This window comes from Actinomadura violacea (genome assembly GCF_017573465.1).
In the GTDB taxonomy this organism is placed as follows: domain Bacteria; phylum Actinomycetota; class Actinomycetes; order Streptosporangiales; family Streptosporangiaceae; genus Spirillospora; species Spirillospora violacea.
In genome coordinates this window covers 1-21,603 of sequence record NZ_JAGEPF010000057.1, presented here as the reverse complement: position 1 = coordinate 21,603, position 21,603 = coordinate 1, and the positions used below count along the sequence as shown (strand labels likewise).

At 70.6% G+C, this 21,603-nt stretch carries 32 protein-coding genes; 5 read left to right on the top strand and 27 right to left on the bottom strand.

Annotation, left to right across the window (positions count from 1 at the left end; all coding sequences use genetic code 11):
* Window positions 1-2: 2 nt before the first annotated feature.
* Window positions 3-515 (bottom strand): 30S ribosomal protein S9, encoded by a 513-nt coding sequence (gene rpsI / locus J4709_RS51675; protein WP_208252882.1) that lies wholly within the window; start codon window positions 513-515, stop codon window positions 3-5.
* Between the two features lie 91 nt (window positions 516-606).
* Window positions 607-1,059, bottom strand: coding sequence for a 50S ribosomal protein L13 (gene rplM / locus J4709_RS51670; RefSeq protein WP_208252881.1), 453 nt, complete (start codon window positions 1,057-1,059; stop codon window positions 607-609).
* Between the two features lie 364 nt (window positions 1,060-1,423).
* Between rplM and J4709_RS51665 the strand changes: the two genes are divergently transcribed.
* The 3 genes from J4709_RS51665 (at window position 1,424) to J4709_RS51655 (ending at window position 5,633) form a co-directional block, all read left to right on the top strand.
* On the top strand, window positions 1,424-2,407 hold the full coding sequence (locus J4709_RS51665; protein WP_208252880.1) for a CAP domain-containing protein: 984 nt from the start codon (window positions 1,424-1,426) through the stop codon (window positions 2,405-2,407).
* 130 nt (window positions 2,408-2,537) lie between these two features.
* Window positions 2,538-3,893, top strand: a complete 1,356-nt coding sequence (locus J4709_RS51660; RefSeq protein ID WP_208252879.1) for a hypothetical protein — start codon at window positions 2,538-2,540, stop codon at window positions 3,891-3,893.
* Between the two features lie 24 nt (window positions 3,894-3,917).
* The gene (locus J4709_RS51655; protein ID WP_208252878.1) at window positions 3,918-5,633 is read left to right on the top strand and encodes a hypothetical protein; all 1,716 of its coding nucleotides are present in this window, start codon (window positions 3,918-3,920) and stop codon (window positions 5,631-5,633) included.
* A 118-nt stretch (window positions 5,634-5,751) separates the two neighbouring features.
* On the opposite strand, the gene truA is transcribed toward J4709_RS51655, so the two are convergent.
* The 8 genes from truA to infA all read right to left on the bottom strand — a co-directional run bounded on the left by truA (window position 5,752) and on the right by infA (window position 10,763).
* On the bottom strand, window positions 5,752-6,645 hold the full coding sequence (truA, locus tag J4709_RS51650) for a tRNA pseudouridine(38-40) synthase TruA (protein ID WP_208252877.1): 894 nt from the start codon (window positions 6,643-6,645) through the stop codon (window positions 5,752-5,754).
* A 203-nt stretch (window positions 6,646-6,848) separates the two neighbouring features.
* Window positions 6,849-7,367 carry a 50S ribosomal protein L17 gene (rplQ, locus tag J4709_RS51645; RefSeq protein ID WP_208252876.1) on the bottom strand — a complete coding sequence of 173 codons (519 nt, stop codon included), beginning with the start codon at window positions 7,365-7,367 and terminating at the stop codon, window positions 6,849-6,851.
* Window positions 7,368-7,459: 92 nt separating this feature from the next.
* Window positions 7,460-8,473, bottom strand: a complete 1,014-nt coding sequence (locus tag J4709_RS51640) for a DNA-directed RNA polymerase subunit alpha (RefSeq protein ID WP_208252875.1) — start codon at window positions 8,471-8,473, stop codon at window positions 7,460-7,462.
* Between the two features lie 125 nt (window positions 8,474-8,598).
* Complete coding sequence (rpsD, locus tag J4709_RS51635) at window positions 8,599-9,225, bottom strand: 30S ribosomal protein S4 (RefSeq protein ID WP_208252874.1); 627 nt, start codon at window positions 9,223-9,225, stop codon at window positions 8,599-8,601.
* 23 nt (window positions 9,226-9,248) lie between these two features.
* Entirely contained in the window at window positions 9,249-9,650 is a 402-nt protein-coding gene (rpsK, locus tag J4709_RS51630; RefSeq protein ID WP_021596710.1) for a 30S ribosomal protein S11, read from the bottom strand.
* Window positions 9,651-9,698: 48 nt separating this feature from the next.
* On the bottom strand, window positions 9,699-10,079 hold the full coding sequence (gene rpsM / locus J4709_RS51625) for a 30S ribosomal protein S13 (RefSeq protein ID WP_173098583.1): 381 nt from the start codon (window positions 10,077-10,079) through the stop codon (window positions 9,699-9,701).
* Window positions 10,080-10,362: 283 nt separating this feature from the next.
* Window positions 10,363-10,476 carry a 50S ribosomal protein L36 gene (rpmJ, locus tag J4709_RS51620; RefSeq protein ID WP_021596712.1) on the bottom strand — a complete coding sequence of 38 codons (114 nt, stop codon included), beginning with the start codon at window positions 10,474-10,476 and terminating at the stop codon, window positions 10,363-10,365.
* 65 nt (window positions 10,477-10,541) lie between these two features.
* Entirely contained in the window at window positions 10,542-10,763 is a 222-nt protein-coding gene (gene infA / locus J4709_RS51615; RefSeq protein WP_018657567.1) for a translation initiation factor IF-1, read from the bottom strand.
* A gap of 261 nt (window positions 10,764-11,024) precedes the next feature.
* On the opposite strand from infA, the gene J4709_RS51610 reads away from it, so the two are divergent.
* Together J4709_RS51610 and J4709_RS51605 are read left to right on the top strand one after the other, a co-directional pair.
* Window positions 11,025-11,582, top strand: coding sequence for a hypothetical protein (locus J4709_RS51610; RefSeq protein ID WP_190862644.1), 558 nt, complete (start codon window positions 11,025-11,027; stop codon window positions 11,580-11,582).
* A 177-nt stretch (window positions 11,583-11,759) separates the two neighbouring features.
* The gene (locus tag J4709_RS51605; protein WP_208252873.1) at window positions 11,760-12,575 is read left to right on the top strand and encodes a phosphodiesterase; all 816 of its coding nucleotides are present in this window, start codon (window positions 11,760-11,762) and stop codon (window positions 12,573-12,575) included.
* A 13-nt stretch (window positions 12,576-12,588) separates the two neighbouring features.
* On the opposite strand, the gene J4709_RS51600 is transcribed toward J4709_RS51605, so the two are convergent.
* From J4709_RS51600 to rplP, 17 genes are all read right to left on the bottom strand, one after another.
* The gene (locus J4709_RS51600) at window positions 12,589-13,035 is read right to left on the bottom strand and encodes a DUF1707 SHOCT-like domain-containing protein (RefSeq protein ID WP_208252872.1); all 447 of its coding nucleotides are present in this window, start codon (window positions 13,033-13,035) and stop codon (window positions 12,589-12,591) included.
* 40 nt (window positions 13,036-13,075) lie between these two features.
* Window positions 13,076-13,888: a type I methionyl aminopeptidase gene (gene map / locus J4709_RS51595; protein WP_208252871.1), complete on the bottom strand. Its 813-nt coding sequence runs from the start codon at window positions 13,886-13,888 to the stop codon at window positions 13,076-13,078.
* A 121-nt stretch (window positions 13,889-14,009) separates the two neighbouring features.
* Complete coding sequence (locus J4709_RS51590; RefSeq protein ID WP_208252870.1) at window positions 14,010-14,660, bottom strand: adenylate kinase; 651 nt, start codon at window positions 14,658-14,660, stop codon at window positions 14,010-14,012.
* Window positions 14,660-15,955: a preprotein translocase subunit SecY gene (secY, locus tag J4709_RS51585; protein WP_173101564.1), complete on the bottom strand. Its 1,296-nt coding sequence runs from the start codon at window positions 15,953-15,955 to the stop codon at window positions 14,660-14,662. Before secY ends, J4709_RS51590 begins: the two co-directional genes overlap by 1 nt.
* 216 nt (window positions 15,956-16,171) lie before the next feature.
* The gene (rplO, locus tag J4709_RS51580; RefSeq protein WP_208252869.1) at window positions 16,172-16,639 is read right to left on the bottom strand and encodes a 50S ribosomal protein L15; all 468 of its coding nucleotides are present in this window, start codon (window positions 16,637-16,639) and stop codon (window positions 16,172-16,174) included.
* A gap of 1 nt (window position 16,640) precedes the next feature.
* On the bottom strand, window positions 16,641-16,823 hold the full coding sequence (rpmD, locus tag J4709_RS51575; RefSeq protein WP_021596720.1) for a 50S ribosomal protein L30: 183 nt from the start codon (window positions 16,821-16,823) through the stop codon (window positions 16,641-16,643).
* On the bottom strand, window positions 16,820-17,443 hold the full coding sequence (gene rpsE / locus J4709_RS51570) for a 30S ribosomal protein S5 (protein ID WP_372442255.1): 624 nt from the start codon (window positions 17,441-17,443) through the stop codon (window positions 16,820-16,822). The genes rpmD and rpsE overlap by 4 nt, the downstream gene beginning before the upstream one ends.
* Before the next feature lie 34 nt (window positions 17,444-17,477).
* Window positions 17,478-17,864, bottom strand: coding sequence for a 50S ribosomal protein L18 (gene rplR, locus J4709_RS51565; protein ID WP_173098575.1), 387 nt, complete (start codon window positions 17,862-17,864; stop codon window positions 17,478-17,480).
* A 2-nt stretch (window positions 17,865-17,866) separates the two neighbouring features.
* Window positions 17,867-18,403, bottom strand: coding sequence for a 50S ribosomal protein L6 (rplF, locus tag J4709_RS51560; RefSeq protein ID WP_208252868.1), 537 nt, complete (start codon window positions 18,401-18,403; stop codon window positions 17,867-17,869).
* A 16-nt stretch (window positions 18,404-18,419) separates the two neighbouring features.
* Window positions 18,420-18,818 (bottom strand): 30S ribosomal protein S8, encoded by a 399-nt coding sequence (gene rpsH / locus J4709_RS51555; protein WP_208252903.1) that lies wholly within the window; start codon window positions 18,816-18,818, stop codon window positions 18,420-18,422.
* A gap of 139 nt (window positions 18,819-18,957) precedes the next feature.
* Window positions 18,958-19,143: a type Z 30S ribosomal protein S14 gene (locus J4709_RS51550; RefSeq protein WP_018657585.1), complete on the bottom strand. Its 186-nt coding sequence runs from the start codon at window positions 19,141-19,143 to the stop codon at window positions 18,958-18,960.
* Window positions 19,144-19,147: 4 nt separating this feature from the next.
* Window positions 19,148-19,723 (bottom strand): 50S ribosomal protein L5, encoded by a 576-nt coding sequence (rplE, locus tag J4709_RS51545; RefSeq protein ID WP_151545531.1) that lies wholly within the window; start codon window positions 19,721-19,723, stop codon window positions 19,148-19,150.
* A gap of 5 nt (window positions 19,724-19,728) precedes the next feature.
* Complete coding sequence (gene rplX / locus J4709_RS51540) at window positions 19,729-20,037, bottom strand: 50S ribosomal protein L24 (protein WP_173098573.1); 309 nt, start codon at window positions 20,035-20,037, stop codon at window positions 19,729-19,731.
* On the bottom strand, window positions 20,037-20,405 hold the full coding sequence (gene rplN, locus J4709_RS51535) for a 50S ribosomal protein L14 (protein ID WP_021596728.1): 369 nt from the start codon (window positions 20,403-20,405) through the stop codon (window positions 20,037-20,039). Before rplN ends, rplX begins: the two co-directional genes overlap by 1 nt.
* Before the next feature lie 109 nt (window positions 20,406-20,514).
* Complete coding sequence (gene rpsQ / locus J4709_RS51530) at window positions 20,515-20,784, bottom strand: 30S ribosomal protein S17 (protein WP_151545533.1); 270 nt, start codon at window positions 20,782-20,784, stop codon at window positions 20,515-20,517.
* Window positions 20,781-21,023 (bottom strand): 50S ribosomal protein L29, encoded by a 243-nt coding sequence (rpmC, locus tag J4709_RS51525; RefSeq protein ID WP_173098572.1) that lies wholly within the window; start codon window positions 21,021-21,023, stop codon window positions 20,781-20,783. Before rpmC ends, rpsQ begins: the two co-directional genes overlap by 4 nt.
* Window positions 21,023-21,442 carry a 50S ribosomal protein L16 gene (rplP, locus tag J4709_RS51520; RefSeq protein ID WP_173098571.1) on the bottom strand — a complete coding sequence of 140 codons (420 nt, stop codon included), beginning with the start codon at window positions 21,440-21,442 and terminating at the stop codon, window positions 21,023-21,025. Before rplP ends, rpmC begins: the two co-directional genes overlap by 1 nt.
* Between the last annotated feature and the right edge of the window lie 161 nt (window positions 21,443-21,603).

Below are 21,603 nucleotides of genomic sequence, written 5' to 3'. Positions count from 1 at the left end.
GATCAGCGCTTGCTGTACTGCGGAGCCTTGCGGGCCTTCTTGAGGCCGGCCTTCTTGCGCTCCGGCACCCGCGCGTCGCGGGTGAGGAACCCGGCCTTCTTCAGCGCCGGGCGGTGCTCGATGTTCGCGAACTGCAGCGCGCGGGAGATCCCGAGGCGCAGCGCGCCGGCCTGGCCGGTGGTGCCGCCGCCGTTGACGCGCGCGAGCACGTCGAACTGGCCCTCCAGGCCGAGCAGCACGAACGGCTCGTTCACGATCTGCTGGTGGACCTTGTTCGGGAAGTACTGGTCCAGGGTGCGGCCGTTGATCTTCCACTGGCCGGTGCCCGGGACGATCCGGACCCGCGCGATGGCCTGCTTGCGGCGGCCGGTGCCCGCGGCCGGGCCGGTGGCGACCGGCTGGCCGAGGTAGCCCTCGCCGGCGGTCTCGGGGGTCTCGGTGCTGTACTCGGACGGAGCGTCCTCGTAGGAGTCGAGGTCGACGCCCTCGGCGGGCGTCTCGGTGGACTCGGTCACGCTTCTCCTCAGGTGTTCTGGCCAGGGCGGCAGGCCCGGTGTCCCGGGTGCCCCGGCGGCCGCTGCGGGCGCGCGCGGTCGCGCGTCCGCGTCACTTGCCGGTCTGGCTGATCTGGGTGATCTCGAACGGGACGGGCTTCTGCGCCTGGTGCGGGTGCTCCGGACCGGCGTAGACCTTCACCTTCGAGAACATCTTCCGGCCGAGGGTGTTCTTGGGCAGCATGCCCTTGATCGCCTTCTCGACCGCCCGCTCGGGGTGCTTGGCCAGCAGGTCGCCGTAGGCCACCGAGCGCAGACCGCCCGGGTAGCCCGAGTGCCGGTAGGCCTTCTTCTGCTCCAGCTTGTTGCCCGACAGCGCCACCTTGTCGGCGTTCACGATGACCACGAAGTCACCGGTGTCGATGTGCGGGGCGTAGATGGGCTTGTGCTTACCCCGAAGCAGCTGCGCGACCTGACTGGCGAGACGGCCAAGCACGACATCGGTCGCGTCGATGACGTACCACTGACGCTGTACGTCAGCGGGCTTAGGGGTGTACGTGCGCACGGTCGTCAGCCTTCGTTTCTCGTCGACTTCACAGCGGATATCCTGCTCGCGCCGATCAGGACACTTGGATCTCCGACCTGGCGCTCCGGGAGGCCGGGGCCCGTTAGTGCGCGCATCCATCCTTGGGACGGACACGCTTGGGGCACACCGACACGTCGTTGCGATTCGTCTCCCGCCCGGACAGGCGTCGACGCATACAACAAACCCGCAGGATACCCGTGCTCGCGCGCGCAGGTCAAAATACGGATCGCTGTGGCAGTCTCCCAGCCACCGTCCAGTATGCAGCATGGTCAGGGGGGCGTCCGCCGCGAGGCCCCGGCGCGCCCGGCAGGCCGTTTCGGACGATCTTGGGGTTCGGCCCGCCATGGCGGGATATGGTGCCGCCGACCGGTCCACGCCGCCACCGCCGGCCCGCACCCGGGAGCCCCCGCTGTCCCGTCCCCGCAGATCCGGCCGGCCCGCCGGACGCCACCAGGCCCGGCACTCCGGCGAGCAGGCCCGGCACTCCGGCGAGCCCGCGGCACGCGGCCCCGCTCCCGCGGCACGGCCCGGCCGGCTCGTGGCCGGCGGACGGCGGCGGCGCGCACGGCGGAGCCGGTCCGGCGCCCGGCCGCTGATCGCGATCGCGGCGACGCTCGGCGCGTCGGCGCTCGCCATCGGCACGGGGCTCGCGCTCGACCGGCTCGTCCTCCCCCAGCTGCGGTCCGAGCCGATCGCCGCGTCCGACCGCGGCGGCACGCCTACCGAGCCCGGCCCCTCGTCAGGACAGGACGAGCGCAACACCGGCGCCGGTCCCGGGCGCGGCGCGCGCACCGCGCCCGCCGACGCCCCAGCCGCCGGTATAGAGACGCCGACGCCGGAAGCGGTGCCTTCTTCCCCGTCCTCCAAGCCGCCGGAGGCGAAGACGACGCCGCCGTCCACGCAGGACGGAGAGCCGCCGGCGGGCGGTTCGACCGCGGCGCCCGGCCCGTCCGGCGCCGCGAGCGCCGTCGTCGCGCTCACCAACGCCGAGCGCGCGAAAGCGGGGTGCAAGCCGCTCCGCGTCGACCAGCGACTCGCCACCGCCGCCCGCAGGCACTCCACCGACATGGCCGCGCACGGCTACTTCGACCACGACTCACTCAACGGCGACAGCCCCTGGACGCGGATGCTGGACGCCGGCTACCCGAGCCCCGGCGCGGAGAACATCGCCAAGGGGTACGCGACCGCCGCCGCGGTCGTCGGCGGCTGGATGGACAGCCCCGGGCACCGCGCGAACCTCCTCAACTGCGGGCTGCGCGCCATCGGCGTCGGCATGGCCGCGGGCCCGGACGGACCGCTGTGGACCCAGGATTTCGGCTGGACGTGACGGCCGGCCGTGACGGCCCGGGCCCGGACGGTGACCTTCCGCAAAGCACCGGCGTCCGGTTCGCCCCCATGTCATGGTGGGTGTTCCGAAGGTCCAGAGCCCTGAACGAGGAACGGTAAGGTCCAGAGCCATGGGTTATCCGGGCGATCAAGGCAGGCCCGGCGGCTGGCCGTCCGGGCCGTCGCCGCAGGCGCCGTACGGCTCCGGAGCCGAGGCGCCACCGTACGGCAACGACAATGACGAGGCCCCCGCCCCGCGCGGCGAGGGGTCCGGCGCGCGCCCGTTCGGCGGCGAGTCCTTCGGGACCGGGCCGCTGGACGCGGAGCCGTTCGGGCCGCCGTCCGCCGCGGCCGAGCCCCCGGGCGGGGCGGCGGGTTCGCCGGCCCTGTGGGGCGAGCCGCCGTCCGCGGGAGGCCAGGACGCGTTCCCGCAGAGCGACTTCGGCCCGGCGGGGCAGGACCGGTTCGGGCAGCCTCCGGCCGCCGATCGGTTCGGCCAGGGGCAGGGCGACCAGTTCGGGCAGGGCGACCAGTTCGGGCAGGGCGACCAGTTCGGGCAGGGCGACCAGTTCGGGCAGGGCCAGGCCGACCAGTTCGGGCACGAGCAGCAGTTCGGGCAGGAGCAGCAGTTCGGGCAGGTCCCGGGCGGCCCCGGGGACGACCCCTACGGCGCCCCGATGCCCGGCGGCTACCCGCAGGGCGACTTCGACGGCGCGCCCCCCGGGCCGTCCGGCGAGGACGGGTCGTCCGGGCGCCGCCGCGGCCTCCCGCTGATCATCGGCGGCGCGGTCGTCGCCGGGCTCGTCCTCATCGGCGGCGGCGTCGGCGTCGCGTCGATGATGAAGGGCGACGACAAGCCCGCGAAGAAGGCGCCGCCCGCCGCCGCGTCCACCAAGCCGTCGGCCCCGGCGTCGCCGACCGTCCCGCCCCTGCAGGCGGTGAAGCTGCAGAGCCGCGCCACCGACCCGGTGAAGCTGTCGCTGTCGGAGGTGTTCGGCAAGTCGTCGTTCAAGGCCGCCGGCGGCAAGTACGTGCGGACCGCCGCCGCCTCCACGACGAAGTGCGGCGCCGTCGTCGGCGGCACCGCGCTGGCGAAGGCGCTCAAGAAGGGCGCCTGCTCGCAGGCGCTGCGCGCCACCTACGCGCTCAGCAGCGGCTCGCTCATCGGCACCATCGGCGTGCTGAACCTCAAGTCCGCGGACGCCGCGAAGCAGGCCCTGAAGGCCGCGTCCGCCAAGGACGCGTTCCTGCAGGCCCTGCCCGGCAAGGGCGTCACCAAGAAGGCCGGCAAGGGCCTCGCCCTCGGCACCTCGCAGGTGCGCGGCCACTACCTCGTCATGACCTGGGTGCAGCGGCCCGACGGCAAGGCCATCGCCTCGAAGTACCATAAGGCGGTCAGCGTGTTCGGCGCCGAGCTCTACAAGGGCAGCGACCTCGCCCTCGCCCTGCACTACAGGGAAACCGAAGGCAAACCCCTCAAGAAATGACCGGTTTGAATACCCTGTCTGCTTATGTCTGGACCTAGAGACACCCGGGAGACCGCCGAGGAGGCGGGGGCGGCGACCGCCCCCGCCGCTTCGGCGCCCCCCAGCTTCGGTGCGGTCCCTCCCGCGGGAGGCTCCGCCGGCACCGAGGCCGCTCCCGCCCCCCAGGCCCCGATCGACGAGTCCGCCGCGCCCGCCACCGCGGGCGGCGCGGCCCCGGCCGACGAGGCAACGTCCGCGTCCTCCCTCCGGCTCCCCGCGTTCGGCCTGCAGACCCCCTGGTGGGCCTCCGAGCCCGCCGGCGAACCGGCCGAGGCCGCGACCCCGGCGGCCCCCGAGGCCGAACGGCCCGCGGCGGCCGCGCCCGCCGGCCCGGCCGGCGAGCCGCCCGCCGGGACGCTCGTCGCCGGGATCGGCGTCCCGAGCGTGGACTCCCGCCGCGCCGTCCCGTCCGAGCCGCTGCGCAAGCGGCCCCTGGCCTTCGGCGACACCGACCCGGACGGCTTCGCCGCCGTCCGCGACGGCGTGGAACCGGCCGCGGACGCCCCGGGCGCCGGCACGACGACCGGGCCGATGGGCATCGCACCGCCGCTTCCCCCGAAGGACGGCGAGCCCGCGGCGCCCGCGCCCGCCGAACCCGCGCCCGCGCCGGCGCAGAACACCACCGAGCAGGCCGCGCAGGCCGAGCCCACCGAGGAGACCCGGCCCGTGCAGGAGCCCCCCTCCCCGCCGCGCGGCAGTGCGGACGGGACGTCGCCGTTCGAGAAGGCCATGGAGGCCGAGAAGGCGTCCGCGGCGGTCGCCCCCGTCCTGGTCCCGGACGCGATCCTGCCGCCCGGCGTCCTGCCGCCCACCGGCAGCGGCCCGTACCCGCAGAACGACGCGGGCGCCGCGACCGCCACGGCCGAGCAGCCCGCCATGGCCCCCGTGATCACGCCCGTCTACCACTCCGACGGCGGCGTCCCGCTCGACCAGCCCGGTCCGGCGGGCCCCGGCGGCCCCGGCGCGCCGCCCGCGCCCGGCGGCGGGCCGCGCGGAGGCGGCGGCAAGGGCCGCCTCGTCCTCATCGGCGGCGGCGCCGCGGTCGTGCTCGCGGCCGTCGCCGCGCTGTTCGCCCTCGGCACGACGGGCTCCAAGAGCGACGGCGCCACCCGCAAGGACGCCGAGCCCAGCCGCGCCGCGTCGGCGCCGCCGAAGGCGAGCACCCCGCCCAAGCCGCGGCCCGTCGACATCAACGACGAGAAGACCGACCCGAAGGACCTGTCGTTCACCGAGGCCTTCCCGGAGACGACCGTCACGCTCGGCAGCCGCACCTTCGCTCGCGACCGCTGGTCCATCAACGAGAACCTCGGCTACGCGGCGCGCGGCTCCATGCTGAAGACCCTGCAGCGGGAGAGCTGCCGCAAGGTCGTTCGCGCCACCTTCGTCAACAAGATCAAGACGTGGGCGGTGACGACCGGGATCGCGGTCATGCCGAACCGGGCGGCGGCGCTGCGGGTCAGCCGCGCCGGCGACCCCGGCAAGTACGAGTGGTTCCGCGGCATGTCCGGCAAGCAGGCCAAGGACGTCGACCGGGCCGGCGGGTACGCGGCCGTCACCGTCCGCGGCCGGTACGTGATCTACGCCTACGTCCAGGACCCGGGCGGCGACCCGGTCAAGCCCGGTGACAAGCTGGCCAAGCAGATCGCGCAGGAGTTCCTCGGCTACGACGCCCGGCCGATCGAGGCCCGCGCGCACGGCTGACGCACCACGTACGACTGAACCACCACGTACGACTGAACCACCACGTACGGCTCACGAACCGCGAAACGGCGGCGGCCGAGGGGAGCGCTCCCCTCGGCCGCCGCCGTTCTCGGCCGGTCTAGGACGCGCCGCCGGGCTGCTCCGCGTTCGCGGCGTTCGCCGCGTGCTCCGCCGCCGCAGCAGCGGCGTTCAGCGTCCGGACCCGCCGCGTCTCCTGCGCGCGCTTGGCGAGGCTGTCGTCGTCCGGGTACCGGATCTCCTCCAGCGACAGGCCGTGCGCCGGCGCGACGTTCACGCCCGAGTCGCGGACCCGAGCCGCCAGCACCTGCGCGGGCCACTCCACGTCGCGGCGCCCGTCCCCGACCATCAGCATCGCGCCCACCAGCGCGCGGACCATCGAATGGCAGAACGCGTCCGCCTCGACCGTCGCGAGCGCCAGATGCGGGTCGCGGTCGTCGCGCGCCCACTCGTAGCGCAGCAGCTCGCGGATCGTCGTCGCGCCCTCCCGCTTGCGGCAGTACGCGGCGAAGTCGTTCTCGCCCACCAGCAGCCGCGCGGCCTCGTTCATCCGGTTCAGGTTCAGCGGACGCGGATGCCACAGGACGTCATGGCGGCGCAGCGGCTCCACGCCCACCGGGTTGTCGCACACCCGGTACACATAGCGGCGCGCCAGCGCCGAGAACCGGGCGTCGAACCCCTCCGGAGCCACCGACACCCGCCACACCCGCACGTCCGGCGGCAGCAGCCCCGCCAGCCGGCGCGGCATCGTCCCGTTGATCGCCGAATACGCGGCGACCGGCACCACCAGATGCGCCACCTGCGCGCGCGCGTGCACGCCCGCGTCCGTGCGGCCCGCGACCGTCAGCATCGGCGGCGGATCCAGCCGCAGCATCCGCGCCAGGGCGTCCTCGATCACCCCCTGGACGGTGCGCTGGTTCGGCTGCCGGGCCCAGCCCGCGAAGTCCGTCCCGTCGTATCCGATGTCGAGGCGGAGTCGTACCAGTGCGGTCATGTCAGGTGGACTGTCCTTCGCCACTGCTGCCCGTCCGTTCCCCCCGATGAGCCCGTGGTTTCATCGGGTCCTTCATCGACACGCTCCCCCGCCGTCCGCAGCCGCCTGACCTGACCATGCCATCAAGTCTGGCAAAGATCAGGCCCACCGTCGCGTTCCCGACGGTGGGCCTGTTCATGTCTTGCGACCTGCGGTAGCAGAGGTTACTTTTCGTCGCCCTCGGCCTTGGCCTCGGCGTCCGCGTCGGTGGCCTCCGCGGTCGCCGGCGCCTCGGTCTCCGCGGCGGCGGTCTCCTCGGCGGGGGCCTCGGCCGGCTCGGCCTCGGTCGCCGGGGCGGCCTGCGCGGTCGCCGGAGCGCCCGACAGCTGCTCCTGCACCAGCTCGATCACGGCCATCGGGGCGTTGTCGCCCTTGCGCGGCCCGAGCTTGGTGATGCGGGTGTAGCCGCCGGGACGGTTCTCGAAGCGCGGCGCGATCTCGGTGAAGAGCTCGTGCACGACGCCCTTGTCGCGGATCGTCCGGGCCACCAGGCGACGGTTGTGCAGGTCGCCCTTCTTGGCCTTGGTGATCAGCTTCTCCGCGAGCGGGCGCACCCGCCGGGCCTTGGCCTCGGTGGTGGTGATGCGGCCGTGCTCGAACAGCGACGTCGCCAGGTTCGCCAGGATCAGCTTCTGGTGCGCGGCGCTGCCGCCGAGGCGGGGACCCTTGGTGGGCTTCGGCATGGTTCTTCCTTCCTGCACCGGCCGTGTCAGGTACCGGTGTCAGCTGGTTCCGGACGGCCGGGGAACACGCCCCGGCCGCCGGAATCGGGTTGCTAGTACTGCTCGGTCTCGGCGTAGCTCTGGTCGTCGTCGCCGTAGTTGTCGGCCGCCGCGCTCGGGTCGAACCCGGGCGGGGAGTCCTTCAGCGACAGGCCCATGTCGTTGAGCTTCTGCTTGACCTCTTCGATCGACTTGGCGCCGAAATTCCTTATGTCGAGGAGGTCCTGCTCGCTGCGGGCCACGAGCTCGCCCACCGAGTGGATGCCCTCGCGCTTCAGGCAGTTGTAGGAGCGGACCGTGAGGTTCAGCTCCTCGATCGGCAGGGCCAGGTCCGCGGCGAGCGCGGCGTCCGTCGGGGACGGGCCCATGTCGATGCCCTCGGCCTCGACGTTGAGCTCCCGGGCCAACCCGAACAGCTCGACGAGGGTCTTGCCGGCGGAGGCGACCGCGTCGCGCGGCAGCATCGCCTGCTTGGTCTCCACGTCCAGGATGAGGCGGTCGAAGTCGGTGCGCTGCTCGACTCGGGTGGCCTCGACCTTGTAGGTGACCTTGAGCACGGGCGAGTAGATGGAGTCGATCGGGATCCGGCCGATCTCCTGGCCCGGCTGCTTGTTCTGCGCGGCCGAGACGTAGCCGCGGCCGCGCTCGACCGTCAGCTCCATCTCCAGCTTGGCCTTGTTGTTCAGGGTGGCGATGTGCAGGTCCGGGTTGTGGACCTCGACGCCCGCCGGCGGCGCGATGTCGGCCGCGGTGACCTCGCCCGGGCCCTGCTTGCGCAGGTACATCACCACGGGCTCGTCGTGCTCGGAGGAGACCACCAGCTCCTTGAGGTTCAGGATGATGTCGGTGACATCCTCCTTGACCCCGGGGACGGTGGAGAACTCGTGGAGCACGCCCTCGATCCGGATGCTGGTGACGGCCGCACCGGGGATCGAGGAGAGCAGCGTACGGCGCAGCGAGTTGCCGATCGTGTAGCCGAAGCCCGGCTCCAGCGGCTCGATGGTGAACCGCGACCGGAACTCGTCGACCTGCTCTTCGGTGAGAGTTGGACGCTGAGCGATGAGCATGTTGGTGCCTTCTTCCCGCGGTGCCCGCTATTTGACGACCGCGTACTGGAATGTTCCCCGTCCCACCAGGATGCCACGCGGAGCGCGGCATCCCGGTGGAACGAGGTGTACTGCGTGACGAGCCGCTACTTGGAGTAGAGCTCGACGATCAGCTGCTCCTGGACGGGAGCGTCGATCTGCTGCCGCACGGGCAGCGCGTGCACGAGGATCCGCATCTTCTCGCCGTCGATCCCGAGCCACGCCGGAACCTGGCGCTCGCCGACCTCGGCCTTGGCGACCTGGAACGGCGTCATCTCGAGCGACTTGCCCTTGACGTCGACGATGTCGGCCTCGCTGACCAGGAAGGACGGGATGTTGACCTTCCGGCCGTTGACCCGGATGTGGCCGTGGCGAATGAGCTGGCGGGCCATGTCGCGGGACTTGGCGAAGCCCGCGCGGTAGACCACGTTGTCGAGCCGGCGCTCGAGCAGGCGCAGCAGGTTCTCACCCGTCTTGCCGCCCTGGCGGTTCGCCTCGACGTAGTAGTTGCTGAACTGCCGCTCAAGCACGCCGTAGATGCGCTTGGCCTTCTGCTTCTCGCGCAGCTGCAGCAGGTACTCGGTCTCCTTCGGCCGACCGCGCCCGTGCTCACCCGGCGGGTAGGGACGGATCTCGATCGGGCACTTCGGGCCCTCGCACTTGCTGCCCTTGAGGAACAGCTTCATCTTCTCGCGGCGGCAGAGCTTGCAGTCCGCACCGGTGTAACGAGCCATTTTCTGTGATCTCCCCTACGGCCTCAGACGCGGCGGCGCTTGGGCGGCCGGCAGCCGTTGTGCGGAACGGGCGTGACGTCCTGGATGGAGCCCACCTCCAGGCCGGTGGCCTGGAGCGAGCGGATCGCGGTCTCGCGACCGGAGCCGGGGCCCTTGACGAAGACGTCGACCTTGCGCATGCCGTGCTCCATCGCGCGCCGGGCGGCGGCCTCGGCGGCCTGCTGCGCGGCGAACGGGGTCGACTTGCGCGAGCCCTTGAAGCCCACGTGGCCCGAGGAGGCCCAGGAGATCACGTTGCCGTTGGGGTCGGTGATCGAGACGATCGTGTTGTTGAACGTGCTCTTGATGTGGGCGTGCCCGTGAGCGACGTTCTTCTTCTCCTTGCGGCGCACCTTCTTGGCGCCGACACGGCTCTTAGGAGGCATCTGCTCTCTCTACTCTCGAGGTCATCGATCCGGAGGACCGACTCCGGACTACTTCTTGCCGGCCTTCTTCTTGCCGGCCACGGTCTTCTTCTTGCCCTTGCGGGTGCGCGCGTTGGTCTGCGTGCGCTGGCCGTGGACGGGCAGGCCGCGACGGTGCCGGATGCCCTGGTAGCACCCGATCTCGATCTTGCGGCGGATGTCCGCCTGGATCTCGCGGCGAAGATCGCCCTCGATCTTGTAGTTCTGCTCGATCCAGTCGCGGAGCTTGACCAGCTCGTCGTCGCCGAGCTGGTGCACCCGCAGGTCACCGCTGATGCCGGTGCCCTCCAGGGTCGCCAGGGCCCGGGTCCGGCCGATGCCGAAGATGTAGGTCAGAGCGACCTCGAGGCGCTTTTCGCGCGGGAGGTCGACGCCGAGGAGGCGTGCCATCTTGGGCAGTTCCCTTCATTTCGCGGAGGTATGGACGCACCGCGCCCGCACACACCCTGCCCGGGTGGCGGCCTCGGCCTCCGTCGTCCGAGGGTCTCCCTTCACACAGTGGTGCCGTACGACCCGGTCCCCTGGGGTGTCGGGGGTCCGGGGGTCGCTCCCCGGAGGACACGAGAGTCCGGGGAGGAAGCCTCGGATTCCGACCAGGGGGCGGCGGACCGTACGGCGACCTGTGCGAAGGCTGCGATGCGCTTGCTGTTGTGAGCGTTCCGGCGGGTGCCGGTCAGCCCTGACGCTGCTTGTGGCGCGGGTCGGAGCAGATCACCATGACCCGGCCGTGCCGGCGGATGACGCGGCACTTGTTGCAGATCTTCTTGACGCTCGGCTTGACCTTCACTGGGTCTCCTAGAGATAAGGGTCACCCCCGCGCCGCCACGCACGGGGAAGGCAACCCCAGTGGGATTACTTGTAGCGGTAGACGATCCGACCGCGCGTGAGGTCGTAGGGGCTCAGCTCCACAACGACGCGGTCGTCCGGCAGGATCCGGATGTAGTGCATCCGCATCTTGCCGCTGATGTGGGCGAGCACCTTGTGCCCGTTGTCGAGCTCCACCCGGAACATGGCGTTCGGGAGGGACTCGATGACGGTGCCCTCGATCTCGATGGCCCCTTCTTTCTTGGGCATGTCCTCCGCGCTTCGCTGATCGGCTCATTGGACCCGGCCCGTCGACCCTGCTAGGGGCACGGCCGCGCCCGAGCCACGACGCGGACGCATCGAGAACAAGGGGAACAGGCGGCCGAGAACGGACCGGCACAGCAGTCTACGTCACCGAACCGCCCAATGCGAAATCAACGCATGATATGGGTCCGGAGACTGCTTCCGAGTCAAGCATACCCCGCTCGCGCGTTGTACCTTTCAGGAGAGATACGTCGGAGGAGGGTCAGCATGCCGAGCTATGACTTCGCGCTGATCCTGAGCCGTCCCCTGTACGAGGACGAGCTGGACCCGCTGTTCGACCGGACGCACGGGGCCGTCACCGTGTCCATCATCAGCGAGCCGCAGCACGCCGACCGCCCGGGCAACGCCTCCTGCGCCTGGCAGGGCGCGACCCTCGCCGCCGCGATCATGGAGGTGGTCGAGCACGTCGAGGCCAGCGCCGAGGGCCTGCACGTGCTGCAGGTGGAGGCCGACCCGCTGCTGACGATCCGCGACATCGCCGACCGCGTCGGCAGGTCCGCGGACTCGGTCCGGCACGCGATCACCGGCGCCCGCGGCGCCACCGGGTTCCCCGCGTCCGAGATCTCCACGGCGGGCCACCGGCTGTGGCGCTGGTCGAAGGTCGCCGCCTGGTACGGCGTCGACGACCCGCAGCTCGTCGAGGCCAAGCCGACCGTGCAGGCGATCAACGGCTGGCTGGCCCTGCGCGACGTCGTCCCCGACGTGGCGCCCGCCCCGGAGGACGTCACCTCGGCCCTCTCCCTGGTCATCCCGCACGTCGCCTGACCCGGGACGGCACGAACGGCACTCCCGGGGCGTTGCCCACAGGGCGGGCCGCGGCGCGGCGGCGCCGGTTCGACAGGGAGGCGCGGGGACGCGAAGATCGTCAGCGGCCCGGGGCCGGGGGCGCCCCGGACGCGGGGCCGTGATGTGCTGGGACGTGCTCCGGCGAGGGGAGGATCAATGGCGATCATCGCGCAGCTGAGCGACATCCACCTGGCCGCCGGACGTGACGGCGAGGTGGACGACGGGTCGGGCCCGGTGCGGGCCCTGCGCGCGGCGGTGTCGAGCCTGCTGGCGCTGCCGGCGCGGCCCGACGCGGTGGTGCTGACCGGCGACCTCGCCGACGGGGGCCTGCCCGAGGAGTACGCCCGGCTGCACGCGCTGCTGTCGCCGCTGCCGATGGCGGTGTACCCGATGCCCGGCAACCATGACGACCGCGACGCGCTGCGCACCGCGTTCGCGGACCATCCGGCGGTGGTCGCCACCGGGATCTCGCCGCAGGCGCCCGTCCAGTACGCGGTGGACGTGGCGGGCGTGCGGCTCGTGTGCTGCGACACGACGGTGGACGGGCATCCGCACGGGCACATGAGCGAGGAGCGGCTCGCCTGGCTGGACAAGACGCTCGCGGCCGCGCCGGAGGCGCCGACGGTCGTCGCGACGCACCATCCGCCGTTCCCGATCGGGATCAGGTTCATCGACGACATGCGGTTCGTGGACCCGGCGGGGTTCGGGCAGGTGATCGCCCGGCATCCGCAGGTGGTGCGGATCATCTCGGGGCACGTGCACCGCGGGTCGGTGGGGTCGCTGGCGGGGACGGTCAGCACGACGTGCCCGAGCACCTACCGGCAGCTGTTCCTGGACCTGACGCACCCGGGGCGGGCCGCGGTGACCGGGGAGCCCGCGGGGTTCGCGGTGCATCTGGTGTCCGGGGAGGGCGCGGCGACGACGCACTTCGTCCCGACGGGGAACTACCGCCCGCTGATGGACGTGGAGTAGCCGCCCGCAGGGCTCAGGGGCGGCGCTTCGGGCCGAAGACCGTGCCCATCAGCAGCACGGCGCCCCACGGCCCCGCCACCCAGATCCACCACGGGTAGACGACGTTGCCGGTGACCGCGAGCGCCAGCCACACCACGAAGTTGATCGCGCTGACGGTCGCCCAGGTCGCCCAGACGGCGCGGCCGCCCTGCCGGTACAGGTCGCCGCCCGAGCGCTTGACGGCCGGGCTCGCGGTGCTGTTGGGGCGCGACGCCGGGATCGGGTGCTGGAACAGGTCCTCCTCCGGCAGGTCGGAGGTGATCTCCTGGAGGTCGCCGAAGGTCTTGGCCGCGTACGTGGACTCCAGACGCTCCTGCATCTCGTCCATCGTGATGCGGCCCTCGGCGCAGTGCTCCCGCAGGCTCGCCGCCACCCGGTCGCGGTCGGCGTCCGAGGCCCGGATGTCAGGGTTCGGCGCCATCGATGCCCTCCCGCTCTTCACGACACGGCCCGTCTACAGCTCAGCCTACTTCCAGCTTGGCGAACCCCTCCCGGCCTTCGTCAAGTGCCGTGAGGACGCGCGGGCCGTCAGGGGTGACGGCGAAGGTGTGCTCGAAGTGCGCGGACGACCGGCCGTCGGTGGTGATCACGGTCCAGCCGTCCTCGAGCTCCAGGGTCTCCTTGGTGCCGAGGTTGACCATCGGCTCGACCGCGAAGCACATCCCGACCTCCAGCTCCGGGCCGTGCCCGGGCGCGCCGTGGTTCGGGATCAGCGGGTCCATGTGCATCTCGGTGCCGATGCCGTGCCCGCCGTAGCCCTCGACGATGCCGTAGGGGCCCTGAGAGCGGATGTAAGACTCGATCGCGTGCGACATGTCCGTGAGGCGCGCCCCGGCCTTCCCGGCCGCCAGGCCGTGCCACAGGGACGTCTCGGTGACCTCCAGCAGCCGCCGCAGCCCGTCGGCGACCTCGCCCACCGGGACGGTGATCGCCGCGTCGCCGTGCCAGCCGTCCACGATCGCGCCGCAGTCGAGGGAGATGACGTCGCCGTCCCGCAGGATCTTGTCCGGCCGCGGGATGCCGTGCACGATCTCCTCGTTGATCGACGCGCAGATCGTCCCGGTGAAGCCGTGGTAGCCGAGGAACGACGGCACGCCGCCGTGGTCGCGGATGTGCTCCTCGGCGATCACGTCGAGGTCCTTGGTGCTGATCCCCGCCTTGACCGCCCCGCGCAGCACCTCGAGGGTGCGGCCGACGAGCAGCCCCGCCGCGCGCATCGCCTCGATCTGCTCGGGCGTCTTCATCTGGATGGCGGGCCTGCGCCGTTTGAACATCTCTCCCCCTCAAAGACGTCGCCGGGACCGCCTCGGGCGGTCCCGGCGTCGAATCGCTCGTCCCGCCTCACGCGGTGCCGGCGAACGGGCGCGGGCCGCCTGCGCGGCCCGCGGCCTTGCCTCAGTTCTCCAGTGGCCGCAGCGCGGTGAGAGCGCGCTTGGTGACCTCCTCGACCGGGCCGGTCGCGTCGATGCCGACCAGGATGCTCTCGTCCGCGTAGAACTGCACCAGCGGCGCGGTGTCGTGCCGGTACACCTCCAGCCGGTGCATGACGACCTCTTCCTTGTCGTCGTCGCGCTGGAAGAGCCGGCCGCCGCAGTCGTCGCAGATGTCGTCCTGCTTGTCGTCGAAGTCGACGTGCCAGATCCGGCCGCACTTGTCGCAGGTGCGCCGGCCCGACAGCCGCCGGACGACCTCGTCCTCGTCGACGACCAGTTCCAGGACGATGTCCAGGCGGGTGTCCCACTCGGCGAGGATCTTCTTCAGCGTCTCCGCCTGCGGGACGTTGCGCGGGAACCCGTCGAGCAGGAACCCGTCGCGCGCGTCGTCCTCGCCGAGCCGGTCGCGGACCATCGCGATGGTCACCTCGTCGGGGACGAGGTCGCCGCGGTCCATGTACTCCTTGGCCTGCCGGCCGAGCTCGGTGCCGCCGCTCACGTTGGCGCGGAAGATGTCACCTGTCGAGATCTTCGGGATGGACAGATGAGATGCGATGAACTGGGCCTGCGTCCCCTTGCCCGCTCCCGGGGGGCCCACCAGCACGATACGCACTACCGGAGGAAGCCCTCGTAGTTGCGCTGCTGTAGCTGACTCTCGATCTGCTTCACGGTATCCAGTCCGACGCCGACGACGATGAGGATGCTCGTGCCGCCGAAGGGGAAGTTCTGGGTCGCGTTCAGGAGTGCGAACGCCACCATGGGGATCAGGGCGACGAGCCCCAGGTAAAGCGCACCGGGTGTGGTGATCCGGGTCAGCACGTAGTCGAGGTACTCGGCGGTCGGCCGGCCAGGACGGATACCTGGGATGAATCCACCATACTTCTTCATGTTGTCGGCCACTTCAGTGGGGTTGAAGGTGATCGCCACATAGAAGTACGTGAAGAAGATGATGAAGACGAAGAAGATCCCCATGTGCCAGGGGTTGTCCTGCTGCAGGTAGGGCTGGACCTTCTGCAGCCACTTCGTGTTCGGCCACAGCTGCGTCGCGAGCACCGGCAGGTACAGCAGCGATGAGGCGAAGATCACCGGGATGATGCCCGCCTGGTTGACCTTCAGCGGGATGTAGGTGGACGTGCCGCCGTACATCCGCCGGCCCACCATCCGCTTGGCGTACTGCACCGGGATCCGGCGCTGCGCCTGCTCGACGAAGACCACGCCCGCCATGATCGCCAGGCCGACGATGATCACCAGCGCGAAGACGAACCCGTTCTTGGCCTTGTAGATGCTCCAGAACTGGGACGGGAAGACCGCCACCACCTGCGTGAAGATCAGGATCGACATGCCGTTGCCGACGCCGCGGTCGGTCATCAGCTCGCCCAGCCACATGATCACCGAGGTGCCCGCCACCATGCAGATCACCATGGTGATGATCGGGAACACGCCGGTGTCGTAGAGGATGTTGTCGCTGCCCGACTGCCCCTGGAACAGCTGCCCGGTGCTCGCCATCGCCACGATGCCGGTCGCCTGCAGGATGCCCAGCCCGATCGTCAGGTACCGGGTGTACTGCGTGATCTTCGTGGTGCCGGCCTGGCCCTCCTTCTTGAGGGCCTCCAGCCGCGGGATCACCACCGTCAGCAGCTGCAGGATGATGCTCGCCGTGATGTACGGCATGATGCCCAGCGCGAACACCGACAGCTTCAGCAGCGCGCCGCCGCTGAACAGGTCGACGAGCCCGTAGAGCTGGTTGCTCTTCTTCGCCGCGTCCGCGGTCGACTTCAGCACGCTCACGTTGACGTTGGGCGTCGGAAGGGTCGCCCCGATCCGGAACACCAGGATCATGAACAACGTGAACAACAGCTTCTTACGCAGGTCGGGCGTACGGAAAGCCCGAGTGAACGCGGTCAGCACCATTCCTCCTGCGCGACTGGCGAGATCATGGCCGCCGAGGGGCCGGTTACAGGTCCATGAGGTCCGGCGGGGACGAAGATCGTGGGGAATCTCACGCGCGTCGCTCCCGCCGGTGTGACTCTAACAGCAGATGAGACCGGGGCCGCCCCGCCCGCCCCGCGGGCCCCACGGCCCGCGGCGCAAGGCGAAGACGGCCCCGGCATCGAAGGTGTCGCCCTACAGCTCGTCGGCGGTCCCGCCGGCGGCGGCGATCTTCTCCTTGGCGGCGCCGGAGAAGGCGTGCGCCTTCACCTGGACCGCCACGGAGATCTCGCCGGTGCCGAGGATCTTCACCGGCCGGCCGCGGCGCACCGCGCCCTTGGCCGCCAGGTCCTCGGCGGTCACCTCGCCGCCCTCGGGGTAGAGCGCGGCGAGCTTGTCCAGGTTCACCACCTGGAATTCGACCCGGTTCGGGTTCTTGAAGCCCTTCAGCTTCGGCACCCGGCGGATCAGCGGCATCTGCCCGCCCTCGAACCCGACCGGTACCGTGCTGCGGGCCTTGGTGCCCTTGGTACCGCGGCCCGCCGTCTTGCCCTTGGACGCCTCGCCGCGACCCTTGCGGATCTTGGCCTTGTTGGCGCCGGGGGCCGGACGCAGGTCGTGGATCTTGAGCGGCGTGCCGTCCTTCTCCAGATCGGCGGCCATGTCAGTCGACCTCCTCGACGGTGACCAGGTGGGCCACCGTCCGGATCATGCCGAGCACCTCGGGGCGGTCCTCGCGGACGACGCTCTGCCCGATCTTCTTCAGGCCGAGGGTGCGCAGCGTGTCACGCTGGTTCTGCTTCTCACTGATCACGGACTTGGTCTGCGTGATCTTCAGGTTGCTCATGAGGTCGCGGCCTCCGCCCTCGGCTCGCTGCCCGCCGCGCGGGCCCGCAGCATGGCCGCCGGGGCGACGTCCTCGATCGGCAGGCCGCGCTTGGCCGCGATCTCCTCCGGACGCTTCAGCGCCTTCAGCCCCGCGATCGTGGCGTGCACGATGTTGATGGCGTTGTCGCTGCCCAGCGACTTGCTCAGCACGTCGTGGATGCCCGCGCACTCCAGGACCGCGCGCACCGGGCCACCGGCGATGACGCCGGTACCGGGGGCGGCCGGGCGCAGCAGGACCTCGCCCGCCGCGTCCCGCTCCTGGACCAGGTGCGGGATGGTGCCCTGGATCCGCGGCACCTTGAAGAAGTGCTTCTTGGCCTCCTCGACGCCCTTGGCGATCGCCGCGGGCACCTCCTTGGCCTTGCCGTAGCCGACGCCGACGGTGCCGTTGCCGTCACCGACGATCACCAGGGCGGTGAAGCTGAACCGGCGACCGCCCTTGACGACCTTGGCGACACGGTTGATCGCCACGACCTTCTCGATGTACGACTGGCCCTTGTCGGCGCCACCGCGGCGGTCGTCGCGGCGGCCGTCGCGACGGTCGCCACCCTGACCGCCACCACGCCTCTGCGCTGCCATCAGTGGTTCCTCTCGTTTGCCTCGTTCAGGGCCATCAGAGCTCCAGGCCCCCCTCGCGCGCACCGTCCGCGACAGCGGCGATGCGGCCGTGGTACTTGTTGCCGCCGCGGTCGAACACGACCGCGGAGACCCCGGCCTCCTTGGCCCGCCGGGCGACGAGCTCGCCGACCTTGCGGGACTTGGCCGTCTTGTCGCCGGAGTCGGCGCGCAGGTCCGCCTCCATCGTCGAGGCGTAGGCCAGCGTGTGGCCCTTGCTGTCGTCGATGACCTGGACGAACACGTGCCTGGTGGAGCGGGTCACGACCAGGCGAGGCCGCGCGGCGCTGCCCACGACCTTCTTGCGGACCCGCAGGTGCCGGCGCTTGCGGGACTTGGCCCGCGCCGACGTGGCCTTGGCGGCCAGGGCCTTGGTGCCTGCCATGACTACTTACCAGCCTTTCCGACCTTGCGGCGGATCTGCTCACCCTCGTACCGCACGCCCTTGCCCTTGTACGGGTCGGGCTTGCGCAGCTTGCGGATGTTCGCGGCGATCTCGCCGACCTTCTGCTTGTCGATGCCCTCGACCGTCAGCTGGGTCGGCCGCTCGACGGTGAAGGTGATGCCCTCCGGGGGCTCGACCGTGATCGGGTGGCTGTACCCGAGCGAGAACTCGAGGTTCTTGCCCTTGGCCACCACACGGTAGCCGACGCCCTGGATGACCAGGGTCTTCTTGTAGCCCTCGGTGACACCGACGACCATGTTGTTGATCAGCGAGCGGGTGAGCCCGTGCAGGGCGCGCACCGTGTTGATGTCGTTCGGCCGGGTCACGGTGACCTGGCCGTCCTCCATCGACACCTCGATCGGCTCGGCGACCGTGTGCGACAGCGTGCCCTTCGGCCCCTTGACGGTGACCTCCCGGCCGTCGAGGTTCACCTCGACGCCGCTGGGCACGGTGATGGGGAGACGTCCGATTCGCGACATTGTTAGAGCCCTCCCCTCACCAGACGTAGGCGAGGACTTCGCCGCCCACGCCGCGCTTGCCCGCCTGCCGGTCGGTCATCAGGCCGGCGGACGTCGAGATGATCGCGACGCCCAGCCCGCCCAGCACCTTCGGCAGGTTGTCCTTCTTCGCGTACACGCGCAGACCCGGCTTCGAGACGCGCTTGATGCCGGCGATCGAACGCTCGCGGGTCGGTCCGAACTTCAGCTCGATCGTGAGCTTCTTGCCGACCTCGGCGTCCTCCACAGCCCAGCCCGAGATGTAGCCCTCCTGCTGGAGGATCTCGGCGATGTGCGCCTTGATCTTCGAGTACGGCATCGCCACCGAGTCGTGGTACGCCGAATTCGCGTTCCGCAGACGCGTCAGCATGTCTGCGATCGGGTCGGTCATCGTCATGGCCTGCTGGCCCTCCCTCGCCACGGTTTCCTCGGGGTGATGTCGTCCCGTGGACCTTTGGCGTGGTCGTGGGCACCCGTGCGGGTGCCCGGTGGTTGATACACGCCGGCGGGCTCCCCCCGTCGCCGGGGGGAGGCTCCTACCAGCTGGACTTGGTGATGCCCGGCAGCTCGCCGCGGTGGGCCATCTCCCGGAAGCACACGCGGCACAGGCCGAACTTCCGGTAGACCGAACGCGGACGCCCGCAGCGCGAGCAACGAGTGTACGCGCGCACGCCGAACTTCGGCTTCCGCGCCGCCTTGGCGATCAGCGACTTCTTCGCCATCTGCTCAGTTCTCCTTGAAGGGGAAGCCCAGGAGCTTGAGCAGCGCCCGGCCCTCGTCGTCGGTCTTCGCGGTCGTCACGACCGTGATGTCCATGCCCCGCGTCCGGTCGATCTTGTCCGGGTCGACCTCGTGGAACATGACCTGCTCGGTCAGCCCGAAGGTGTAGTTGCCGTTGCCGTCGAACTGCTTCGGCGACAGGCCGCGGAAGTCGCGGATACGGGGCAGCGCGGTGGCGAGCAGCCGGTCGAGGAACTCCCACATCCGGTCGCCGCGCAGCGTGGCGTGCGCGCCGATCGGCATGCCCTCGCGCAGCTTGAACTGCGCGATGGACTTGCGGGCCCGGTTCACGGCCGGCTTCTGCCCGGTGATCTGGGAGAGGTCGCGGATCGCGCCCTCGATCAGCTTGGCGTCCTTCGCCGCGTCGCCGACGCCCATGTTGACCACGATCTTGGTCAGCCCGGGGATCTGCATGACGTTGGCGTAGCCGAACTGCTCCTGCATCTGCTTCGCGATCTCCTCGCGGTAGCGGAGCTTGAGCCTCGGCTGCGGGACGGGACGCTCGGTGACGGTCTCGGTCATCGGTCTCAGATCTCCTTACCGCTGCGGCGCGAGATCCGAACCTTCGTGCCGTCCTCGTCGATGCGGTAACCGACCCGGACCGGCTTGCCGTCCTCGGCGAGCGCGACGTTGCTGACGTGCAGCGGCGCCTCGACCGTCACCCGGCCGCTCTCCTTGCCGGCGCGCTGCTGGTCGGCCTTGATGTTCTTGGTGATGAGGTTGACGCCCTCGACGACCACGCGGTCCTCGCGCGGGAGGACGCGCAGGACCTTGCCCGTGGCGCCCTTGTCCTTGCCGGCGATGACGACGACCTCGTCGCCCTTGCGGATCTTCATCACAGCACCTCCGGCGCGAGCGAGATGATGCGCATGAACTTCTTCTCGCGCAGTTCGCGGCCCACCGGGCCGAAGATGCGGGTGCCGCGCGGGTCCCCGCCGTCCTTGATCAGCACGGCGGCGTTCTCGTCGAAGCGGATGTAGGAGCCGTCCGGGCGCCGGCGCTCCTTGCGGGTGCGCACGACGACCGCCTTGACGACGTCACCCTTCTTCACGCCCGCGCCGGGAAGGGCGTCCTTCACCGTCGCGACGATGATGTCGCCGACTCCCGCGTAGCGCCGACCCGAGCCGCCGAGAACGCGGATGCAAAGGATCTCCTTCGCACCCGTGTTGTCGGCGACCTTGAGTCGCGACTCCTGCTGGATCACGTCAACTCCTGTTCGTCACACCGGTTCTCTCTCGGACCTCGTCCGAGGAGCCTGGTGGAACCATCGGTGTTCAATGCGGGACTCGCGTCCCGCGAGAGCCTTGCGGCTCCTACTTGGCCTTCTCCAGGATCTCCACCACGCGCCAGCGCTTGCTCGCCGACAGCGGGCGGGTCTCCATGAGACGGACGCGGTCGCCGACGCCACACTCGTTGGCCTCGTCGTGCGCCTTGTAGTTCTTCGTGCGGCGGATGACCTTGTGGTACTTGGCGTGCTTCACGCGGTCCTCGACGGACACGACCACGGTCTTGTCCATCTTGTCGCTGACCACGAGGCCCTCCAGGACCTTGCGGCTGCTCCGCGCCTGCGTCTGCTCGGTCATTCGGTGCCCTCCACGGCGTCCTGGTCGCCCGTGACGATGCCGAGCTCGCGCTCCTGCATCACGGTGTAGATGCGGGCGATCTCGCGCTTGACGGTGCGCAGCCGCCCGTGGCTCTCAAGCTGGCCGGTCGCGGCCTGGAAGCGGAGGTTGAACAGCTCCTCCTTGGCCTCCTTGAGCTTGGTGACCAGGACGTCCTGGGGCTCGGTCCGCAGGTCGTCGGCGGTAAGACCCTTGGCCATCAGGACTCACCCACCTCTCGCTTAACGATCTTGCACTTCATCGGAAGCTTGTGGATCGCGCGGGTCAGCGCCTCGCGGGCGACCTGCTCGTTCGGGTAGGAGATCTCGAACAGCACGCGGCCCGGCTTGATGTTGGCCACCCACCACTCCACGGAGCCCTTACCGGAGCCCATCCGGGTCTCCGCCGGCTTCTTGGTCAGCGGACGGTCCGGGAAGATGTTGATCCAGACCTTGCCGCCACGCTTGATGTGGCGGGTCATCGCGATACGCGCGGCCTCGATCTGCCGGTTCGTCACGTAGGCGGCCTCGACCGCCTGGATGCCGTACTCGCCGAACGTCACCTTGGTGCCGCCCTTGGCCATGCCGCGGCGCTTCGGGTGGTGCTGCTTGCGGTGCTTGACCTTGCGAGGGATCAGCATGGGTTACTCAGCTCCCCTCACCCTGCGGAGCAGCGTCGGCCGTCTGCGCCGGCTGCTCGGAACTCTGCTGCTGCTTCGGCGCCTCGGCGCCACCGCGGGCCTCGCCGCCGCGGGCGCCACCGCAGATCGGAAGAGCGGCGGGGAGGGAAGGAGGGGGGAGA